Here is a 16,220-nt window from a genome sequence, read left to right as displayed (position 1 = left end):
CGCGTCCCGATCAACAGGCTGCGGTCGCGTGAGCGTCCTGACTCACCGGCCCCGCTGGCGCGGGGGCAGTTCACAGTGGCGCGACCGCACCGGAATCTCACCGGTTTCCCTCACGACGCCGCAGATGGCTCCCACAAACTATCCGTCGCCGTGGCAGCGGCACAACCGGGATGGCCCGGCACCCTTAAGATTCACGTTCATCACTGGGCGGGGTGGGGGTGGGGCGTGGTGTGGTGGCTGGGGGTGCTGGCGTCGTGTGTGGCGCCGGTGGTGGTCAATCCGTACCCGGTGGAGCCCCTTGCGGCGCTGGCGACCGGGGCCGGGGTGCGGGTCGCGGTCGTCGATTCCGGGGTGGACGCGACGCTGCCACAGCTCAAGGGGCGGGTCGTCGCCGGGCGTGATCTGCTGGCCGGCCGGGCGCCGTGCGCGGGGCACGGGACGGCGGTGGCCGCGGCGATCGTCGCGGTGGCGCCCGGGGTGACGATCGTGCCGGTGCGGGTGTCCGACGGTGATCCGGGCGACGCCGACGGGATCGGGCGCCTCGCGCAGGGCATCCGGTGGGCCGCCGGGCACGCCGCAGTGATCAACATCTCGCTGGTGATCGGGGTCGACGACCCGCGGGTGCGTGCCGCGGTCACGGTCGCGCAGCGCCGCGGGGCGGTGGTGGTCGCCGCTGTCGGCAACGATTCATCGCGGCCGGTGATGTATCCGGCGGCCTATCCGTCGGTGATCGGGGTCGGCGCGATCCTGTCGTCGGGCGAGCCCGCGTCGTTCTCGCCGGCCGGGCCGCACACCGACCTGGTCGCGGCCGGGGACGCCGGGACCAGTTTCTCGGCGGCGTTCGTGTCGGGGACGGTGGCGCTGCTGCGCGAACGGTTCCCGGCGTTGCCGGCCGCGGCGGTGACCGATCGTCTGGTGGCGACCTCGGATCGGGCGCGGCGGCTCAACCCGTACCGGGCCCTGGCCGAGGGTGACTCCCGGTCCGCGGTGCCCCACGCGGTTCCCGCCGGGAGTTCCCGTCCTGCGGCGTACGGCGTGGACGACGCGCCCGGGTCGGGACGGGCGCTGCGGTTCGCCGGGTGGGTGCTGGGGTTGGGTGCGGTGGGGGCGGTGACCGCGGTCTCAGTGGTGCGGGGGCGGCGGCGGGGTTGGCGGCCGGGCGCTGACCGGTAGGTCCGTCGCCCTCCCGGAAACGTCGTACCGGTACAGCATGATCGCGGCGTGATCGAGATTTGTGAGCCCGGCGGAGAGCAGGACGTCCGGTGGGTGATGGCGGCACTGCGTGCGGCCGGCGAGCCGGAGCTGGACGCCGTTCCCTGGGCGCGCTTCACCGACGAGTGCTGGCCGCCCGACAGCGTTCCCGGCCTGTTGCGGGCGCTGTACGATCCCGGCCACGCCTGCAGAAGCCTCGCTGACCTGTGGACCAGGGTGCGCAACGAGGGCACCAGCGACGTGACCGGGGCCCTGGCGGTGCCGTTCCTGCTGCGAATCGCCGCTGACCCCGCAGCACCCCAGCGCGCCGAACTGCTGAACCTCGCCGCCGAGGTGGGACACCGCGAACACTTCGGTACGGACACGCGCGCGTCCCTGTTCCACGTGGTCGACGAACAGGACCGCATGACGATCGACGGGTACGGGCGCATCGTCGCGTGGACCTGCCAGGCAGCGCGGGAAGCGGTCACGGCCGACGCTGTGCTGCTGATCGGCCTGCTCGACGACCCGGATCCCGCGGTCCGGGCGAACGTGGCGTACGCCCTGGCGGGCGCGCTGATGCCACCGCCCGAGGTAACGGCTGCGCTCCGGGAGCGCCTCGCGGTCGAGACGTCCCTGGCCGTACGGGCCAGTCTGGTGCTGGCTCTCGCGCAACTGGCGGTGGAGCGGGCGGACTCGGACGTGGTGGCGTGGACCGCCGCGCTGTGGGTCGACCCGGGCAACCCGCCTGACGTGCGGTTCGCGGCCGCGCTGAGCTGGCTGTGCGCGACAGCTGAGCCGGTGCCGGATCGGATGCTGGACCTGTTCGCCGAGGTGGTCGACCCTCGCATGGCCGAAACGATGGACGATGTGCCGTGGCCCAACGACAGCCTGCGCCATCGCGGGCTGGCCGCGTGGCTCGTCGTCTTCCTGGGCGACGTGCCGGAGGTCCAGGCGGATCTGGTGGCACGCCTGGCGGCATCGCCCCACCCGTCTGTGCGAGCCTGCGCCCTGCGTGCGGCGTACGATCTCGCCGCCGAGTGGCGGTCGTGGACCGACGAGATGATCACTTTGCTGGCGGATCGGCTGCACGACACCGAACCAGCGGTACGGCGCACCGCCGCCCGGCACCTGGTCCGAGCCGGAGCCGCCGCCGCGCCCGCCGCCGATCGGATTGCTGCCGCACTGGACGATCCGGACCCCGAGGTGTGGGCTTGGACGGTCGTAACGCTGGCCCATCTGGGCGATGTCCGCGCGGTCGAGCCACTGGCGGACCTGCTGAGCCGGCCGGCCTATCCCTGGCCTGAGCCGCGCCGGCACCCGGATGGCAGCCCCGATCCGGGCAACGTGTTGTCGGCGATGAGGCCGTACGCCGGGCGGCTGGCACCGGTCGTTGTCGCACGTCTGGCCGACTCGAGCAACGGCTGGCGGCGCCTGCGGTGTGAACTCCTTCAAGGGCTCAGCCACTGGGGTGAGCACGCGGCCGGCGCCGTTGACCTGCTGACAGATCTGCTGTCCGCGCCGGACACCGATCGCACCAAGGTCGTGTACTGCCTCGCCCGGATCGGCCCGCCGGCCGCCGCCGCGGTGCCCGTTCTCGACCGCTTGGCCGCTGGCGCCGAACCCGGCCTGCTGGCCGCCCTGGTCTGGGCACGCTGGCGCATCACCGGGGAAGGAGCCGAAGACACCGCCGCCACGCTGGCCCGGCTGGCCACGGGAGCGGGCACCGGATCACAACCCCTGCGCCTGCTCGCCGATGTGGGCCCCGCAGCGGCGGCACACGAGCCGGTGATCCGCGCTCGGCTCAGCGCCGACAATCACACGACGACCAGAGTGGAAGCGGCGTTCGCGCTGTGGGGTGCCACCGGGAATACAGCGGACACGGTGCCGGTCCTGGCTGCCGTCCTCGACGAGCCCTGGGACTGGCATCCGTTCGGCTCCGCTCACACCACCGTCGTGGGTTACCTGGCCCGGATCGGCACCGCGGCCGCGGCTGCAGTGCCGGCGTTGACGGCCTTCCTCGAAGCCGATCGTCGACTCGGCCTGTGGGGCTCGAAGGACCCGGTCGACTGGGACCGACGCTGCCAGCAGTCGGTCACGGCTGCCCTGCGTGCCATCCGTCCCGACGTTCCTCGCGGGCCGAGGTGACCCCCGGGGAGGGTGGGTTCTGTCCGCGCTCCTCGGCTAGCTTGGCGATCATGACGACGATGGAGCTGGCTTCGTTCCGCATCCACGACGGGGCCGAGGAGGCGTTCCTCGCCGAGCGCCCGGCAATGCTCGCCGCCCTGCGCAGGGCGTACCCGGCGTGCCTGGCGGCGTATCTGGTCAAGCAGGAGGACGGGTCGTGGACCGACGTCGTGCTGTGGCGTTCGCACGCCGAGGCGTTGGAGTCGGCGCGCACGATCATGGAGGTGCCGGAGTGCGCGGCCTGGTTCCGGCACATCAGCGCGTCGTTGGGGATGCGGCACGCGCAGGTCGCGGACGCCTGGCCGGTGGTGGCGCCCCCGGCCGCGGGTCCGCCGCGGTGAGCGCCGACCCGGGCCGCCCGCCGCGAGCGGGGTCAACGGCGCGCCGCCAGCGGGGTCAAGTGTGGCCCGGCCGGTGTTACAGTGCCTGCGTGATCACGTGTGCGAAGTTCTGGTGGCGCGCCTGTTAGGCGGCCCGACCTTACGCACCAGCCCACCGGCCGCCTCGTCGAGGCGGCCGTTTTGCGTGAAGCCTCGCCGACGGCCCCTGCCCGCGAGGACACCCGAGAATGCCGCTGTCGGACGTCATCCTGCCCCGCCTGCTGCGCCGTGAGAACCTGACCCGGGACGAGGCGGCCTGGGCGATGACCCGGATCGTGAACGGCGAGGTCAGCCCGGTGCAGGTGGCCGGGTTCGCGGCCGCGTTGCGCACCAAGGGCGAGACCACCGACGAGATCAGCGGACTGGTCGCGGCGTTGCAGGCCAGTGCGCTGCCGGTCGGGGTCGCGGGGCCGGTCGTCGACATCGCCGGCACCGGCGGTGACGGTCTGGGCGCGGTCAACATCTCCACGATGGCGGCCGTGGTCGCCGCCGGGACCGGGGTGCGGGTGGTCAAGCACGGCGGGCGGGCCGCGTCGTCGGGCACGGCCGGGGCCGCCGACCTGGTCGAGCAGCTCGGGGTGCGGCTGGAGCTGGGGCCGCGGGCGGCGGCGCGGGTGGCGGACGCGGCGGGGATCACGTTCCTGTTCGGGCCGCGGTTCAACCCGGGGTTGCGGCACGCCGCGGCGGTCCGGCGTGAGCTGGGGGTGCCGACGGTGTTCAACGTTCTCGGGCCGTTGATCAACCCGGCGCGGCCGCGGCATCAGGTGGTCGGGGTCGCCGACGCGCGGATGGCGCCGCTGATCGCCGGGGTGCTGGCCGCACGGGGCGGGCATGCTCTGGTGGTTCGCGGGGACGACGGCCTGGACAAGCTGACGACGACCACCACGTCGCACGTGTGGACGGTGCGCGACGGCGTGGTCGGGGCGTCGGTGCTGGACCCGGCGACGCTGGGGCTGCCCCGCGCCCGCCCGGCCGATCTGCGCGGTGCGACCCCGGAGTGCAACGCGGCGACGTTCACGGCGCTGCTGGACGGGCAGCCCGGCCCGGTACGCGACGTGGTGCTGCTCAACGCCGCCGCGATGCTGGTGGCCGTGGACGGGCGCGGGTTCGCGGCGGCGCTGGCGTGCTGCGTCCGGGCCGTGGACAGCGGCGCGGCCCGGGCGACGCTGGACCGCTGGGTGCGCGCCAGCCGCCGGGAAGCGGCCCGCGACGGTGAGCCCGCCTGACAACTGCGCGGCGCGCCGCGCGGTTCGGGCTGGTTCTGACGGTGGTCATGAGAGACGAACAGTGACCGTGAGAGCCAGCCGGAACCCCGGCGAGGTGGTTCTCAGCCGCCGGCGATCCTCGAACGGATCCTGCACAGGGTCTCCTCTCGATGTCTTCACCGGGTACTTGGGCCGGGGGCCGTCCGGTGTTACATCGAGGTGAGCCAGTCGCGGACCGCGCGGGGCGTGCGCAGCAGCACGGTCGGCGGCATCGCCGGGTCCGTGGACCAGGCCCGCATCCGGGCCCGTTTGCGCGGGTACGACCGGAACTGCTGCGCGACGATCGAGTCGCGGGTGAGCAGCTCCCGCAGCGATTCGGTGTTGCCGTTGCAGATCGGGGTGCGGGTCAGCGCCCGGGACAGGGTGCGGCGCAGCAGCCGTGCCAGGCACCGCCACTGCGGCAGGTCCAGGCCGACGATCAGGTCGGCGCGGGCCATCGGGATGTCGATCCAGGACTGGTACGCGCTGTCGAGGATCCACGCGTCGCCGGCGCAGATCGCGGCGATCCGGTCGCGTTGCACGGCGATGGGCACCTCGACCCAGCCGGGTTCCCAGGTCAGGTCGTCGACCGGGTGGTACGGCAGGCCGGTGCGCGCGCTGAGGGCCTGCGCCAGCGTGGACTTGCCGGAGCCGGTCACGCCGTACACGACGATGCGTTTCACGCCCGCAGCGTCGCATCCGCGCGGGGTCGTGTGGGGGGAGGGACGCTTCACGGCGTACGGGGAAATCGGGGGGTCAATGGGTGTCGAGGAACCGGGTGAGCTCGCTCATGAACGCGGTCGGCTGCTCGGTGTGGACGTAGTGGCCGGCCGTGACGGTGGCCAGGACGGCGTCCGGGATGCGGTCGGCCGCGTCGGCCAGCAACTCGTGCGGGATCGCGCTTTCCGCCCCGCTGATCACCAGGGTCGGGACGGTCAGCCGCGCGAGGGCCTGCCACCAGGCCGGGTCCGGGTCGTTGAGCTGCGCGCGGATCGCGGTGACGGCGGCCCAGTCGAACGCGGTCGGCTCGGCGGGCGGCGGCAGTGGCGGCCGGGTCAGGGCGCCGGGCCGTGGCGGGACGGCGTCCTCCAGGATCAGGTGGGTGACCCGGTGCGGGGCGGCCAGGGCGAGCAGCGTGGCAACGACGGCGCCCATCGAATGCCCGACGAGCACCGCCCGGTCGATGCCGGTCGCGTCGAGAAACGCGAGGACGTCGTCGCGCATCAGCTCGAAGGAATACGTGCCCGGGTGCGAGCTGGCGCCATGCCCGCGCAGGTCGAGGGCGTACACATGGTGGGTCTCGGAGAGGTCGGGCAGGACGGTCTCCCAGTCGGCGTGGCTGTCGCCGAGCCCGTGCAGCAGCACCATCGGCGGGTTGCCGGGATCGCCGGCGGTCCGGTAGGCGACGGTCACCCCAGGAAGATCCAGTCTCGTCGTCATGGCCGGAATGTAGTCGATCGGCGCCGGGTATCCGGTTCTGCTCGGCAGAATGCGGGTAGGCATCTGCCATGAGCAGAGAGTCCGGCGTTTCCGGCGCCAGCACCGACCAGCACGTCGACGGCCCCGACGAGACCGGCACGTTCACCACCGACGAGGAGCCGGCCGCGGACACCCCGGCCAGTGGCAGCAGCAACGCCGGCATCAACCGGCTGCACGCCAATCGGCCGCCGTCCGATCCCGGCGACGACGACGAGCGTCGATGACCAAAAGCAGACCCTTCTGCGCGTACGGGCCGTCGGTGATGTGGGTTTCCGTCAGCGCGGCACCCACGACAGGAAAGCGCGGCGGTTCAGCCGTGAGATGGTCGATCGGGGCGTCCTACCACCACGGGCCGGCTGGGCCGTCAACAGGACCCTGAACCGGCTCGTCGGCCGGGCGCCACTCGTCGTCCCCGCCGGGCGGGTCATCAGCCGGCACCGGGCGGGTGGCCTCGGCCGCGTGCACGGATCCATGGCCGGCCGGCGCCGCGAGGCTCGGCGTCGCGGCCGTCACCGGTAAGCCGAACGCCGCGGATGCGACGGCAAGGACGAGAATTCTTCTCTTCATAGCAATTCCTCCGTTTAACGTCTTTGGGCGAAGAAAGCCTAGTCCCGCCTGAACCCCGGTGCGGGCCGGAAGGGCTCAACCCGGTCTGAAATCGGACCTTTCCCGCCGCTGATATTCCACGAGAGACATTCCCGTAGGAGATCCGGTCGTGGCTCCGACGATCTTGCCTGCGGCCAGCAGGAATTACCGCCGTTTCGTGATCGACTGCGGGTAAGGTTCTGGAGGTTCCCCTCATCGGAGGAACATCAAAAGCGATCCCGGCGCGCGATACGAGTTTCAGATCGCCTAACGCCGCGTACGGCCGGAATCTCTTGACATGATTCTGCCGTCTCGGCACGTCACCACCCGTCGATATTCACCGGTGGATCGAGAACGGGAGAATTCTCGTGCGCGCAGTCGCAACCGTTCTACTGGCGATAGCCGTCAGCGCCGGAGCCGGCGGTTCGCCCGCCGGTCGCGCCGAAGCGGCCCCGCGGGAATGGGCGACCGGCGGGGTCCAACCGATCGGGCAACCGATCGCGGTCGGCGGCACGGTTGTCGGCTTCGTTTTGCGGGACAAACATGTCTACGCCCGGGGAATGGACCCGGCGGACGGCAGCCTCCGCTGGGAGCGTGAGGTGACGTCCAGCAAGCAGGCCGGCGGCATCGAGCTCCTGCCGCAGCGGGTGGGTGACGCCGTCACCTTCCTGGAACCCCAGCCTCGACGCGGAGTCTGGTGGGCGCGAGCGGTGGTCGTCGACGCCGCCACCGGCCAGGTCCGGCAATCCAGCCCGGCGGCGCTGTTTCGCACGACGCCGCATACGTGTTTCGGCGACCGGGCGGTGTGCGTCATGGCGCAACTGACAGCCGGACAGAAGATGACGGCTTACCGGCTCGACCTCGTGACCGGCGACTTCTCCACGTACACCAGGAACACCGTCCCCACCACGGCCCGTTACCTCGGCGCCCACGGCCTGATCGACCTGGGTGGCCGGCCGGCGGTCGAGGAGATCGGCGTGCTCCGCGACGGTGTCGTCCGGTGGCACCGCCCGCTGGCCGACGCCTTCCCCGCGGGCTTCAGCACCGACTGGGGCTGGAACTGGACGCTCTACGAGAAGCACGGCGTCTATGCCGGTTCGGTGTTCGGTCACGGCGTCCGCGCCGGCACCACGCTCGACCGGGATCTGCACGCCGACTCGGGAAGTGCCGGTCTGGACGAGAAGACCGGTGCCGTCCTCTGGCACGAGGTCGGCACGGTCGTCGGCTGCGCCGGCCAGGTGCCACTGCGCGACGAAGCTGTCCGCTGCCGGGTCCACGGCCGGGAGCACATCGTCCGCGCGCCGCTGTCGTTCACGGTGAAGGATCTCGACGTCGTGCTGGAGGGCTTCGACCCGCGTACGGGACGGACCACCTGGTCGGTGCCGATGGGCGCGTCCGAGCAGTTGGGCGGGCTCGTGAACCGCGCCGCGGTGGCCGGCGCACACGCGATCGTGGCCCGGCACGGCGACGGCGGCCCCCGGCTGATCGACCTGACCGGTGGCACGGTCACCACGCCCACCGGCGGGAGCGCCTTCTGGTGCCTGACGCAGGCCGGTTTCGACTTCTACGAAGCCACGGACCAGCCGCTCGAAGGTCCACTCAGGTTCCGGCGGGTCGGCGACAACGTCGCCACCGCGTGTGACGCCGACGGTTCACCGGTCGCCTCCGGCTCGCCGTCTCCGGACGCGTGGCAGGCGGTGGGCGCGGTGGCCGCAGGCTACGCCGTGGTCGGGACTGCGACGGGCTACCGAGGCATGGCCGTGCCGGCCGGCGCCTACCGTGGCGGTGGCCGTAGGTAGGCGTACGCCGCAGGTCGCCGCGCCGTCCTCGCCGGCACAACCAGCTCGCTGCGCGGCACCGGATGACCCGGCACGCCCACAGAGATTGCGTGCCGCCACGGCGTCATCACAAGTGGACCAGGGTGACGATCAGGGTGGCGGTCATCGTGGTGGAGAAGACCGCCCAGCCGACCAGATCGCGGGAGCCGACCCGCAGATGGGCGATCAGCGCGCCGGCGAAGTACAGGACCAGGCCGGCCGCGGCCAGCGCGCCCAGCACCGGGACGGCGAGACCGGCGAGCAGGCCGGCCGCGCCCGCGGCCAGGACCGCGCCGAGTCGCGGCATCCACGACAGCGGCAGCCGTTTCATCCTCAGCTGCGACTTCGGGAAGTCATGGCCGATCAGGTACGTGACCGCGGCGCTCGCGGCCAGGAACGCGGCGACGACGGTGAGCGTGAGGTAGGCAGCGTGCACGGGGTCTCCTCGGGCGGGGTGTGCCGATCCGACGAGACAGCCCACCCGGATGTGAGGCGCTACCCGGAGGTGCGACCGCCCGGAGCGGATCACCCGTCGCTGCCGGCCGCCGCGGCGAGCTCGGCCTCGATCAGGTCGGCGGCCCGGTCGGCGCCGCCGGCCTCGCGGGCCTGACGCTTCAGGTCGGCGCTGCGGGCTGCCACGGCGGGGTCCGTGGTGAGAGCGAGCAGCGCCTCGCGCAGCTGCGCGACGCTGACGGTGGCAGCGTCGACGACCCGGGCGACGCCGAGGGCGGCCAGTTGCGCGGCGTTGGCGAACTGGTCGGCCGCCTGCGGAACGGCGATCATCGGTGTTGCGCAGGCGAGGCCTTCGCTGCTGCCGCCCATGCCGGCGTGGGTGACGAACGCGTCGGCCTGCTCGAGCACGGCCAGCTGCTGCGCCGCGGCCGGCCCTGGAAGGCCAGGCTGTCGGTCACCGACGAACGTTCCGCGGTCAGCCAGGCCGTGAAGCGCCGGTAGTAGTCGGCGCCGCGCGGGTCGGCCCGCATCGCGTCGATGACCGGTGCCAGCTCCTGCTCGTAGCCGTCCCAGGCCACGAACGCCGAGGACAGCTGGACGGCCGGGATCTGCCACTGCTCGGCGAGCAGCCGCGCCGGAGCGCCGGCGATGTCGTAGAGGAACAGGTCGGGCCGGTCGCCGGCGTAGGCGGCCCGTAGCTGCGGCAGCATGGCGACGGCGTCGTCGAGGAACAGGGTGAGCTGCTCGATCGGGTCGTCGACGGCGGCGCCGCCGTCGCGGGGCAGCGTCGACGCATACGGTTTCAGCTCGGCGCCGGTGCCCTCGACGACGTCGGTGAAGGCGGGATCGTTGGCGTAGGATGCCGGCGGATCTGACCCTGCCCGACACCGGTGACCTGCGGGCCGACCTGCGCCAGGTCCTGCGGGCCACGGTCGCCGACCCCCGGCTGTCCGCGACCACGCGCGCCATCACCATCGAGACCCTCGCCGACGAGGAGCTGGGCGCCCAGGTGCGCGATCGGCTGCTGCGCCCCCAGCTGAACGCGGTCCGCGCCCGGCTCGAAGCGGCCTGCGAGGCCGGCCAGGTCCGCCCGGACGTCGCCCTGGACCAGGTGGTGGAGCTGTTGTTCGGCCCCCGCTGGTTGCTGCGCAACGGCCCGCTGACCGACGACTACGCCGACGGCATCGGCGACCTGACCGTCGCCGCCATCACCCCGGCCCGCACCTGAGGCCCAGCCGTCCGCCGTTGTCGAGCGGCCGCGTGCTCACCGCCGGGCGACGAGGATCGCGCCGGGGCGGGGCTGGTCCAGGTCGAGCAGCATCTGGGTGGTGAGGGTGAACCCGGCGTCGCGCAGCCACGTCGCGACCCGGCTCGGCTGGCGGCGGTGCACGTGCACGTTCATCGGATGCCCGCCGTAGCCCTGCGTCTTCAGCGTCGACTCGCTGCCGACGTGGAACCCGACCAGCAGCGGGCCGCCCGGCCGCACCACCCGGTGGAACTGCGCGAGGACCCCGGGGATCGCCTCGTCCGGGATGTGGATCAGCGACCAGAACGCGAGCAGCCCGGTCACCGACGCCTCGCCGAGTTGCAACGCGGTCATCGAGCCGACCTCGAAACGCAGGCCCGGGTGCTCCCGCCGGGCTATGTCGATCATCGTGGGGGACAGGTCGATCCCGAACGCGTCGACGCCGAGCGTGCGCAGGTGGGCGCTGACGTGGCCGGGACCGCAGCCGATGTCGGCGACCGGGCCGCCACCGGCCGCACCGACCAGGTCGGCGAACAGCGCCAGGGCGGCGCGCAACTCCGGCTGCTGCGGCAGCGAGTCACGGACCAGGTCGGCATAGCTGCCGGCGACCGTGTCGTAGGAGGTGCGGGTGTCGGCCAACCAGCTCTGCGTCACGAGCGCGCACACTATCTCAGCGCAGCACCAGCAGGTCCAGAGTGTCCGTTTGCGGACCCGTCGCGGTGCGGGCGGCGGCGTGCAGCCGGGCCAGCCCCGCCTCGTACGCCTCATCGGTGATCAACTGCAGGAGCGTGTGCGCCTCCCGCCGCAGTGAGGCGGCGGCGTCCCGCAGCGACGGCGCGGACACCTGCGTGACCGGTTCCAGGACGGCGTCCGGCAACCCGAACGCGGTCTCGATCGTGGCGACCGACGGGTAGTGCCGCTCCAGCGCGGTGATCGTTTCCGGCCAGAACCGGCACAGGGTGATCCCATCGTGGCGGCCCGGGAACGCCGACCGGATCAGCACCGGCGCACCCGGTCGCAGGACCCGCCGGATCTCGCGGGCCGCGGCCGGCAGGTCCGGCACGTGGTGGATCACCGTGGACAGCCACACCCCGTCGAGGCTGGCGTCGGCGACCGGGAGGTCCGCGGCGTGCCCGGGCAGCACCGGGCCGGTGACCGCCCGCTCGCGCATCGCCGCCGACGGCTCGACGCTGACGACCTCGGCCCGCGGCCACCACCGGCGGAATGCGGCGGTCCAGGTCGCGGTGCCGCAGCCGAGGTCGAGCAGCCGCATCCCCGGGCGCGGCTGCAAGTGCCGGGTGATCGCCTCGCGCCACGGGTTGAGGGCGTCGCCGCCGAGGTGGCGGGTGGCGGCGAACGCGGAGGCGTCGGACCGGTCGTACGCGATGAGCGCCATGCCTGTCAGCCAACCCCGCGGCATCGCCTGCCACAAGGCGATCTCGCTCACCCGACCGGCCGGTGCGCGAGCCGACCGCAGTCAGCCGCGGCGGGCCTGCGCGGCGCCGACCGAGCCGCCGGCGGACCCGGACCCGGCGATACCCGGCCCGCACCGCACCGGGGGACCGGCTACCCCCAGGCACGAGGTCGACTCGCGCTGCGCCACCCCGTTTTGCCGCCGGCCGCCGACACGCTGGTTGATGAGTTCGATCTTCTCGACTACATGCACATGATCACCGAGCGGGTCGCCGAGCTGACCGAGGCGCCGGCGGCCGGGATGCTGCTGGCCGACGAGCACGGACGGCTGCAGTTCATCGCCGGGTCGGACGAGAACGTCACCCTGGTGGAACTGTTCGTGGTGCAGAACAAGGAAGGGCCCTGCCTGGACCCGAACCTCGGTGAGGCGGTCGGACGGTGGCCGCGTTTCGCGCCGTTGGCCGTCGCGGCGGGTTTCCAGTCGGTGCACGCTTTCCCGCTGCGGCTGCGCCGGCAGGTGATCGGCTCGCCCAACGTCTTCGGTGACAGCCCGGGCCGGGACTTCGACAGCGGCGATGTCACGATCATGCAGGCTCTGGCCGACACGGCCACCATCGGGCTGCTGCAGGAACGCGCCGTCAGCCACAGCGAAACGCTCACCGAGCAACTGCAGGCGGCGTTGAACAGCCGGATCATCATCGAGCAGGCCAAAGGCGCCGTCGCGCAGGCCTGCGGTATCAGCGTCGATGAGGCGTTCACCGTCCTTCGCGGCTACGCCCGCAGTAGCAACCGCCGGCTGACCGAGCTCGCCACGCAGGGAACTCTCGGCGGTGAACGCCGAACCGGAGAGTAGTGTATGCACTGATTTACCCGGAAAATTCCTGCTCATCAGCCCGGTCAGAAGGCAGCAATGATCACCGCTTCCCGGGACCGGCTGGCCGCAGCCTTCGTGGAGATCGCTGACACGCTGGTCGACCGGTTCGACCTGAAGGTCTACCTGCGCATGCTGGCCGACCGGGTCACCGGCCTGACCGCAGCGGCCGCCTCCGGCGTGCTGGTAGCCAACCCCCGGGGCGAGTTCGGCTTCGCCGCCGGCTCGGACGACGTCACCGTGGCCGACCTCATGCGCCTGCAGCAGCACGAAGGCCCCTGCCGGGACGCTTTCCGCACCGGCCGGCCGGCCGTCAATGTCAGCATGGAACAGGCGGCCACCCGATGGCCGCGTTTCACGGCACAAGCCGCCGCAGCAGGTTTCCGAACGATGCACGCCTTCCCCTTACGCCAGCGTGATCAGGTCATTGGGGCGTTGACCATCTTCAATACCACGAAGAACGAGCGCCTCAGCGATGCCGATAGGGCAGTAATACAGGCGCTGGCGGAGCTGGCCACCGGTGCGCTGCTGCGGCGCGACGCCGTGCGCCGCAGCGAGAAGATGGCCGGCCATTGGCAGCAGGCACTGGACAGCCGGATCGTCATCGAGCAGGCCAAGGGCATGATCGCGCAGGCTCACGAGGTCAGCATCGACGAGGCGTTCACCATCATCCGTGACCGCGCCCGGCGGCACCGCCGCCGGCTGACCGACGTCGCCCACTGCATCGTCACCGCCACCGAGCCTGATCCTGAGTCTGAGACTCTTCCGCGCCCGCCCACAGCACCGACCCCCGATTGGGTGGTTGATGACGGTGTGCTGTCGGATGCACCCCGGCTGGCGGCGGTGCAGCGCGTGGAATCGGCGTTGCCCGGCGCGGCGGGGTCGGCGGATGCGGCAGCGCATCTCGCGGCGCGGGCGGTAGGCGCCGCGATGGGCGTGGTGAGCCTGGTACGCGCTCAGGGCATTCGCTGCGCCGGCCTGTCCGGCGCACCGCACGAGTTGATGGTGTCGCGGGAGTTGCCGCTGACCGGTTCGCTGTGCCCGCTGGTCGCCAGCGCCGACCGCCCGTTGATCATCGACGACACGGCGGCGCATGCCGAGTACGCCGCCTTCGACGCGGTCGTGCGCTACCGGGTGCGGGCATATCTCGGCGTGCCGCTGCACGACCGGCGCGGCCGGCCGCTCGGGGCGGTCGCCGCCATCGACACCCACGCCCGCCGCTGGACCGACGACGACCTCAGCGCGTTGCTGCACCTGGCCGAGATGCTCGGCCCACTGCCCGAAGGCGACCTGCTGACCGATCACCACGTCAGCGCGGCGACCGTACTCGACGCGCTGGGCGAGCCCTTAATCAGCTTGGACGACGACGGCCGGGTATCGGAATGGAACTCGGCCGCGGCGCAGATGTTCGGCTGGCCTGCCGACGAAGCCATCGGCCGACCGGTGCAACAGCTGATGCTGTCGGCCGGCCAGTGGGCCCGCATCCACGCCGATGCCGGTGATACCGGTGCGGGCCCGGTCGGGTTGCCATGGCGGCAACTGATCACGGCCCGCCACCGCGCCGGTCACACGTTTCCCGTCGAAGTCCTGGTCACCGCACTGCCCACCGCTAGTGGACGGCGCTGGGCGATGGTCGTACTCGACGGCGCCGACCGCGCCGACGCCGACCGGCTCTCCGCCCGCCGCTCAGGGTTCCTGCACGCCGTCCTGGATAGCCTGCACACCGCGGTGGCCGCCTGTGACGCCGACGGGCGGATCGTGCTGTTCAACCGGGCATTGCGGCAGGTACATGGCCTGCCCGATGATGGCGCACCGGTCGATGTCGCCGCGTTGGAGCCCCCCTTGTTCCGGCCCGACGGCGCACCGCTGCCGCTCTTGCAGACACCGCTGATGCGCGCCTTACACGGGAGCTCGGTCCGCGACACCGAGGTGATCGTCAAAAGCGGCGACCGGCCGGCGCTCACCTTCACCGCCAACGCCGGACCGATACGCGACCCCGACGGCACCCTCGCCGGCGCGGTCGTCGCGCTGCACGACATCACCGCACAACGGCGCGCCGACCGCTTCCGGACCTGCGAACTGCAGGTCGCCACCGCACTGAACAGCACCGACGATGTCGCCCGGGCCGGACCCCAGATCGCCCAAGCCGTAGCCCAGACACTGCAATGGCCGTATGCCGAACTGTGGCTGCACGACCCGGTCGCCGGCACCCTGCGCGCCGCCGGATGGTGGCTCTCCCCGGACGTGGCGCACGGTGTCGGCGACCTGTTGCGCACTGAAGCGGTCAACGGCCACGGGATCACCGGCACCGTCTGGGCCACCGGACAGCCCTTGTGGGTTCCCGACATCGCCGACACCGCGAACGCTCCCCCGGGCATGCCACCAGCACTTACCGACGCCTGCGCCCAGGCAGGACTGCACACCGCCGTGGCCGTGCCCCTGTACAACGGCACGCTGATCGGCGTGCTGACCTGTATCGCCGACCACCGCGAGTACGACCAGGCCGACATCATCAGCGGCCTGAGCGCGGTGGCCGGACACATCGGCCGGTTCGTCTCCCGCCAGCACACCGACGGGCTCACCACCCAACTGGACCGCACCCGCGACGACTTCATCGCCCTGGTCGGCCACGAGATGCGCACCCCACTGACCTCGATAGCCGCCGGCATCCAGCTCCTGCTCACCGAGGACGACCTCGACCCCGACGTGCGACAGCTCCTCGCCGTGGCCGACCGCAACACCACCGCGCTGACCGGCATCGTCGACGCCCTTCTCGACCTCGCCGCCCTCGACAGCGGGCACACCACCATGCACCCGCGTCCCACCGACATCACCGCCCTGGTACGCGCCAGCCTCGACGCCATCGCACCCGCCGCTCACGCCAACCACGTCACCCTCGACGCCGACCTGCCCGACCAGGCGATCATCGACGCCGACCCGCAACGACTGCGTCAGGTCATCGACAACCTGCTGTCCAACGCCGTCAAATACAGCCCCGACGGCGGCACCACCACCATCACTCTGCACAGCGACGCCGACACCACCGTGCTCAGCGTCAGCGACACCGGCATCGGCATCCCCCCACAAGACCGCACCGCCCTGTTCCGCACCTTCTTCCGTGCCAGCAACGCCCGCCACACCGCCATCCCCGGCAACGGACTCGGCCTCGTCACCACCCGCGCCATTATCGAAGCCCACCACGGCCACGTCACCGCCACCCACAACAACCCCGGAACCACCATCACCATCCGCCTACCCACCACAGCCGTCGGCAGCAACTGAACCCTCAACGCCGCACGCCGAGCTGCAGCCGGGAGTACGCCGACTCCGGTACCGCGCCGGCGGGCACGCGTA

The 16,220-nt window shown here is 72.1% G+C and carries 16 protein-coding genes and 1 riboswitch; of the genes, 9 read left to right on the top strand and 7 right to left on the bottom strand.

Annotation, left to right across the window (positions count from 1 at the left end):
• Positions 1–32: 32 nt before the first annotated feature.
• Positions 33–109, bottom strand: a riboswitch (cobalamin riboswitch).
• Between the two features lie 116 nt (positions 110–225).
• From Acy02nite_RS24245 to trpD, 4 genes are all read left to right on the top strand, one after another.
• Complete coding sequence (locus Acy02nite_RS24245; protein ID WP_203744320.1) at positions 226–1,173, top strand: S8 family serine peptidase; 948 nt, start codon at positions 226–228, stop codon at positions 1,171–1,173.
• A 48-nt stretch (positions 1,174–1,221) separates the two neighbouring features.
• Positions 1,222–3,339, top strand: coding sequence for a HEAT repeat domain-containing protein (locus Acy02nite_RS24240; RefSeq protein ID WP_203744318.1), 2,118 nt, complete (start codon positions 1,222–1,224; stop codon positions 3,337–3,339).
• Positions 3,340–3,389: 50 nt separating this feature from the next.
• Positions 3,390–3,719, top strand: coding sequence for an antibiotic biosynthesis monooxygenase (locus tag Acy02nite_RS24235; protein ID WP_203744316.1), 330 nt, complete (start codon positions 3,390–3,392; stop codon positions 3,717–3,719).
• Between the two features lie 227 nt (positions 3,720–3,946).
• The gene (trpD, locus tag Acy02nite_RS24230; RefSeq protein ID WP_203744313.1) at positions 3,947–4,984 is read left to right on the top strand and encodes an anthranilate phosphoribosyltransferase; all 1,038 of its coding nucleotides are present in this window, start codon (positions 3,947–3,949) and stop codon (positions 4,982–4,984) included.
• A 188-nt stretch (positions 4,985–5,172) separates the two neighbouring features.
• Here trpD and Acy02nite_RS24225 read toward each other — a convergent pair whose 3' ends face one another.
• Entirely contained in the window at positions 5,173–5,685 is a 513-nt protein-coding gene (locus tag Acy02nite_RS24225; protein WP_203744310.1) for a P-loop NTPase family protein, read from the bottom strand.
• A 73-nt stretch (positions 5,686–5,758) separates the two neighbouring features.
• The gene (locus Acy02nite_RS24220) at positions 5,759–6,442 is read right to left on the bottom strand and encodes an alpha/beta fold hydrolase (protein WP_203744307.1); all 684 of its coding nucleotides are present in this window, start codon (positions 6,440–6,442) and stop codon (positions 5,759–5,761) included.
• 68 nt (positions 6,443–6,510) lie between these two features.
• Between Acy02nite_RS24220 and Acy02nite_RS24215 the strand changes: the two genes are divergently transcribed.
• Together Acy02nite_RS24215 and Acy02nite_RS24210 are read left to right on the top strand one after the other, a co-directional pair.
• Positions 6,511–6,705 (top strand): hypothetical protein, encoded by a 195-nt coding sequence (locus Acy02nite_RS24215; RefSeq protein ID WP_203744304.1) that lies wholly within the window; start codon positions 6,511–6,513, stop codon positions 6,703–6,705.
• Positions 6,706–7,434: 729 nt separating this feature from the next.
• Positions 7,435–8,865, top strand: coding sequence for a hypothetical protein (locus Acy02nite_RS24210; RefSeq protein WP_203744301.1), 1,431 nt, complete (start codon positions 7,435–7,437; stop codon positions 8,863–8,865).
• 106 nt (positions 8,866–8,971) lie between these two features.
• On the opposite strand, the gene Acy02nite_RS24205 is transcribed toward Acy02nite_RS24210, so the two are convergent.
• From Acy02nite_RS24205 to Acy02nite_RS46660, 3 genes are all read right to left on the bottom strand, one after another.
• Complete coding sequence (locus Acy02nite_RS24205; protein ID WP_203744298.1) at positions 8,972–9,319, bottom strand: DoxX family protein; 348 nt, start codon at positions 9,317–9,319, stop codon at positions 8,972–8,974.
• Between the two features lie 89 nt (positions 9,320–9,408).
• Complete coding sequence (locus Acy02nite_RS46665; protein WP_239175151.1) at positions 9,409–9,705, bottom strand: glycosyltransferase; 297 nt, start codon at positions 9,703–9,705, stop codon at positions 9,409–9,411.
• Complete coding sequence (locus Acy02nite_RS46660; RefSeq protein WP_239175150.1) at positions 9,663–10,046, bottom strand: glycosyltransferase; 384 nt, start codon at positions 10,044–10,046, stop codon at positions 9,663–9,665. The genes Acy02nite_RS46665 and Acy02nite_RS46660 overlap by 43 nt, the downstream gene beginning before the upstream one ends.
• A gap of 149 nt (positions 10,047–10,195) precedes the next feature.
• On the opposite strand from Acy02nite_RS46660, the gene Acy02nite_RS24195 reads away from it, so the two are divergent.
• The gene (locus Acy02nite_RS24195) at positions 10,196–10,564 is read left to right on the top strand and encodes a TetR-like C-terminal domain-containing protein (protein WP_203744295.1); all 369 of its coding nucleotides are present in this window, start codon (positions 10,196–10,198) and stop codon (positions 10,562–10,564) included.
• 36 nt (positions 10,565–10,600) lie between these two features.
• On the opposite strand, the gene Acy02nite_RS24190 is transcribed toward Acy02nite_RS24195, so the two are convergent.
• On the bottom strand, positions 10,601–11,236 hold the full coding sequence (locus Acy02nite_RS24190) for a class I SAM-dependent DNA methyltransferase (RefSeq protein WP_239175149.1): 636 nt from the start codon (positions 11,234–11,236) through the stop codon (positions 10,601–10,603).
• Positions 11,237–11,252: 16 nt separating this feature from the next.
• Complete coding sequence (locus Acy02nite_RS24185) at positions 11,253–11,978, bottom strand: class I SAM-dependent methyltransferase (protein WP_203744289.1); 726 nt, start codon at positions 11,976–11,978, stop codon at positions 11,253–11,255.
• On the opposite strand from Acy02nite_RS24185, the gene Acy02nite_RS24180 reads away from it, so the two are divergent.
• Entirely contained in the window at positions 11,922–12,848 is a 927-nt protein-coding gene (locus Acy02nite_RS24180; protein WP_239175148.1) for a GAF and ANTAR domain-containing protein, read from the top strand. The genes Acy02nite_RS24185 and Acy02nite_RS24180 overlap by 57 nt on opposite strands.
• Before the next feature lie 57 nt (positions 12,849–12,905).
• The gene (locus Acy02nite_RS24175; RefSeq protein ID WP_203744286.1) at positions 12,906–16,148 is read left to right on the top strand and encodes a GAF domain-containing protein; all 3,243 of its coding nucleotides are present in this window, start codon (positions 12,906–12,908) and stop codon (positions 16,146–16,148) included.
• Positions 16,149–16,220 lie beyond the last annotated feature (72 nt).

The sequence above is a fragment of the Actinoplanes cyaneus genome (assembly GCF_016862095.1).
GTDB lineage: Bacteria > Actinomycetota > Actinomycetes > Mycobacteriales > Micromonosporaceae > Actinoplanes > Actinoplanes cyaneus.
This window is presented reverse-complemented; position numbering and strand designations above follow the sequence as displayed.

What these genes read in the sequence shown, in the direction of transcription:
- Acy02nite_RS24235 (WP_203744316.1), top strand. Translation starts at nt 3,390, where the DNA reads ATGACGACGATGGAGCTGGCTTCGTTCCGCATCCACGACGGGGCCGAG.
- trpD (WP_203744313.1), top strand. Translation starts at nt 3,947, where the DNA reads ATGCCGCTGTCGGACGTCATCCTGCCCCGCCTGCTGCGCCGTGAGAAC.
- Acy02nite_RS24220 (WP_203744307.1), bottom strand. Translation starts at nt 6,442, where the DNA reads ATGACGACGAGACTGGATCTTCCTGGGGTGACCGTCGCCTACCGGACC.
- Acy02nite_RS24215 (WP_203744304.1), top strand. Translation starts at nt 6,511, where the DNA reads ATGAGCAGAGAGTCCGGCGTTTCCGGCGCCAGCACCGACCAGCACGTC.
- Acy02nite_RS46665 (WP_239175151.1), bottom strand. Translation starts at nt 9,705, where the DNA reads ATGGGCGGCAGCAGCGAAGGCCTCGCCTGCGCAACACCGATGATCGCC.
- Acy02nite_RS46660 (WP_239175150.1), bottom strand. Translation starts at nt 10,046, where the DNA reads ATGCTGCCGCAGCTACGGGCCGCCTACGCCGGCGACCGGCCCGACCTG.
- Acy02nite_RS24195 (WP_203744295.1), top strand. Translation starts at nt 10,196, where the DNA reads ATGCCGGCGGATCTGACCCTGCCCGACACCGGTGACCTGCGGGCCGAC.
- Acy02nite_RS24185 (WP_203744289.1), bottom strand. Translation starts at nt 11,978, where the DNA reads ATGGCGCTCATCGCGTACGACCGGTCCGACGCCTCCGCGTTCGCCGCC.
- Acy02nite_RS24175 (WP_203744286.1), top strand. Translation starts at nt 12,906, where the DNA reads ATGATCACCGCTTCCCGGGACCGGCTGGCCGCAGCCTTCGTGGAGATC.